This is a genomic window from Herbaspirillum sp. B65, assembly GCF_000333555.1.
In the GTDB taxonomy this organism is placed as follows: Bacteria; Pseudomonadota; Gammaproteobacteria; order Burkholderiales; family Burkholderiaceae_D; genus Herbaspirillum; species Herbaspirillum rubrisubalbicans.
In genome coordinates, this window is the sequence record NZ_BADI01000980.1 from 1 (window position 1) to 3,456 (window position 3,456).

At 64.6% G+C, this 3,456-nt stretch carries 3 protein-coding genes; all 3 read left to right on the top strand.

The window, feature by feature from the left end:
• The first annotated feature begins 158 nt into the window (after positions 1-158).
• Positions 159-1,193 (top strand): branched-chain amino acid ABC transporter permease, encoded by a 1,035-nt coding sequence (locus I5W_RS23030; RefSeq protein ID WP_017453209.1) that lies wholly within the window; start codon positions 159-161, stop codon positions 1,191-1,193.
• The gene (locus I5W_RS23035) at positions 1,190-3,082 is read left to right on the top strand and encodes a branched-chain amino acid ABC transporter ATP-binding protein/permease (protein ID WP_083893611.1); all 1,893 of its coding nucleotides are present in this window, start codon (positions 1,190-1,192) and stop codon (positions 3,080-3,082) included. Before I5W_RS23030 ends, I5W_RS23035 begins: the two co-directional genes overlap by 4 nt.
• Positions 3,072-3,456, top strand: a 385-nt coding sequence (locus tag I5W_RS23040; protein WP_044530995.1) for an ATP-binding cassette domain-containing protein, incomplete at its 3' end; no start/stop codon positions are given. The genes I5W_RS23035 and I5W_RS23040, both read left to right, overlap by 11 nt.

Genomic DNA, 3,456 nt, shown 5'->3' on the forward strand with positions numbered 1-3,456 from the left:
GGGGGCAACTGGACCCTGCTCAAACATTAAAAAGCCGTTCCCTCTGTCTGCCGCAAGTCGCAGCGGACAGATTGCTCCACCTCCACCCGTAGTTAGCACCCGGCGCGTCGCTGCTGGCCTGACCATCGCGAGCGCGCCGGCTCCACAAGGAAGTCGCAATGAATCTCCAAATCGTGGCGCTCCTGGGACAGGATGGCATCACCAATGGCGCCATCTATGCGCTCCTGGCGCTGTCCATCGTCCTGGTCTTCACCGTCACCCGCATCCTCCTGATTCCGCAGGGCGAGTTCGTCTCCTTCGGCGCGCTCACCATGGGCATGATGCAAAACGGTCAGACCCTGACCGTGGCCTGGTTGCTGGTGGCCATGTGCCTGGGCGCCTGTGCCTTCGACCTGTACGACATGTGGCGTACCAGCCGCCGTCGCCCCAGCCTGTGGCTGCCGGCCAAGCTGGTCTACGCGGCGCTGGTGGCCGGAGTGGCGCTATCGGTCAATTTCGCCAACTGGCCCATGCTGGCGCAAGTGGCCATGACCTTGCTGCTGCTGGTGCCGATGGGGCCGCTGATGTATCGCTTGGCGTTTGAGCCGATTGCCTCGGCTTCGCCGCTGGTGCTGCTGATCGTCTCGATTGCGGTGCACGTCGCCCTGGTGGGGGTGGCGCTGCTGGTGTTCGGCCCGGAAGGGGCACGCACCGCACCCTTTACCGATGCCGCGCTGGAAGTGGGCAGCTTGCGCCTGTCCAGCCAGGCGCTGTGGGTGATCGGGGTGTCGCTGCTGTTGATCGTGGCGCTGTTCCTGATGTTTGAACGCACGCTCTACGGCAAGGCCTTGCGTGCGGCGGCCCTGAACCGCATGGGCGCGCGCCTGATGGGGATCTCGCCTGTGTTCGCGGGCAAGGCCATGTTCCTGTTGGCCTCGCTGATCGGCGTGATGTCGGGCATCTTGATTGCGCCCATCACCACCATCTACTACGACTCGGGTTTCCTGATCAGTCTCAAGGGCTTCGTCGGCTCCATCATCGGCGGCCTGGTCAGCTATCCGCTGGCCGCAGCCGGTGCGCTGGCCATCGGCCTGATCGAATCCTTCTCCACCTTCTGGGCTAGCGCCTACAAGGAAATCATCGTCTTCGTGCTCATCATCCCCATCCTGCTATGGCGTTCGCTGTCGACCCATCACGTGGAGGAAGAAGAATGAAAGCGCCTTCCGCTCACCGTACGTTGCGTCTGTCTTCTCGTGCCGTCCTGGCGGTGTTCGTGCTCCTGCTGGCGGCAGCCCCCTTCGTATTGCCGTCGTTCACCATGACCTTGTTGAACAACATCGGCCTGGCGTCATTGGTGGTGCTGGGCCTGGTGTTGCTGACCGGCGTGGCCGGCCTGACCAGCTTCGGCCAGGCGGCCTTCGTCGGTCTGGGTGCCTATCTCTCGGCCGCGCTCTCGGCCAAGGTATTGCCCTTGCCCGATGCCCTGCTATGGATGCAATCGCCCTGGGTAGCGCTGGTGGTGGCGCTGCTGCTCACTGCCTTGCTGGCCCTGGCCGTGGGCAGCGTCACGCTCAAGCTGTCCGGGCATTACCTGCCGCTGGGCACCATCGCCTGGGGCATCAGCCTGTACTTCATCTTCGGCACACTGGAGAGCATGGGCGGACAGACCGGCATGTCGGGCATCCCCTCCATCACCCTGTTCGGCGTGGCGCTGCATTCCGACCGCGCCATGTTTGGCCTGATCTGGGTGATGGTGCTGCTGGGTGTGGCCGCCGTGCACAATCTGCTGGATTCGCGCCAAGGGCGTGCCATCCGTGCCTTGAAGGGCGGCATCGTGATGGCCGAGGCCATGGGCATTCCCACAGCCCGGATGCGCATCGTCGTCTTCGTCATCGCCGCCGTGCTGGCCGCGCTCTCGGGCTGGCTCTACGTCCACATGCAGCGCTTCGTCAATCCCTCGCCCTTTGGCCTGGGCTTTGGCATCGACTACCTGTTCATGGCCGTGCTGGGCGGGGCCAGCCAGGTCTGGGGCGCGCTGCTGGGATCGACCCTGATCGTGGTGATGAAGGAATGGCTGCAAGGTATCTTGCCGGTGCTGCTGGGGCGTTCCGGCAACTTCGAGACCATCGTGTTTGGCCTGTTGATCGTGGTGCTGCTGCAGCGCTCGCGCGATGGTATCTGGCCCTATCTGGCGCGCTTGGTGCCGGTGCATACCCGCCGGCTGTCACTCGCTACCCAGGCTGAACCGCTGCCACGGCGCGCCATGCCGGCCCCGCACGAAGTGGTGCTGGACGTGCGCGCCGTGACCCGCAAGTTCGGTGGTCTGGTGGCCAACAACAACATGAGCCTCAAGGTCATGGCCGGCGAAGTGCTAGCCCTGATCGGCCCCAATGGCGCGGGCAAGTCCACGCTGTTCAACCAGATCTCGGGCGTGGATACGCCGACCTCGGGCAGCGTGCAATTCCGCGGCCATGAGGTCACTGGCCGTGGCGCGCGTCACATCGCCGGCCTGGGCATGAGCCGCAGCTTCCAGCATGTGCGCCTCATGCCGCGCATGACGGTGCTGGAAAACGTCGCCATCGGCGCCTACCTGCGCGGCCAGCGCGGCGTGCTGGCATCGATGCTGCGCCTGGACCGCAAGGAAGAAGCGCGCATCCTGGCCGAAGCCGCACGCCAGATCGAGCGCGTGGGCTTGGGCGCGCAGATGTATGAACTAGCTGGCGCGCTCTCGCTGGGCCAGCAACGCATCCTAGAAATCGCCCGCGCACTGGCAGCCGATCCCTGCCTGCTGCTGCTGGACGAACCGGCTGCCGGTCTGCGCCTGGGCGAAAAACAGGCACTGGCGGAACTGTTGCGCAAGCTGCGCGGCGAGGGCATGGCCATCCTGCTGGTGGAGCACGACATGGACTTTGTCATGGAACTGGTGGATCGCATCGTGGTGATGGACTTCGGCCAGAAGATCGCCGAAGGCTTGCCCGCGGAAATCCAGAACAACCGCGCCGTACTGGAAGCCTACCTGGGCGTGGCCGATGAGGACCAGGCAGGCTCCTCCGAGATGGATACCGATACCGCGATCGCAGCAGGAGCACATCATGGGCAATAAGGTACTGGAAGTGCGCGAGCTGTCGGCCGCCTATGGCCGTGTGCAGGTGCTCTCCGGCATCAACCTGTCGGTCGAGCAGGGCAGGATCGTCACCGTCATCGGTCCCAATGGCGCCGGCAAGACCACGCTGCTCTCCGCCATCATGGGCGTGTTGCCCTCGCGGGGCGCGATGGCCTTCGATGGCGTGATCCGACACTCTCCCGAAGTGGAAGAGATGGTGGCTGCCGGCATGACCCTGGTCCCGGAAAAGCGCGAGCTGTTCGCTGAGATGAACATCGAGGACAACCTGATGCTGGGCGCCTTCCAACGCTACCGCAGCGGACAGCGCGACCACGCTGCCACCCGGAAGAGGTCTATACACGTTCCGCGCCGCC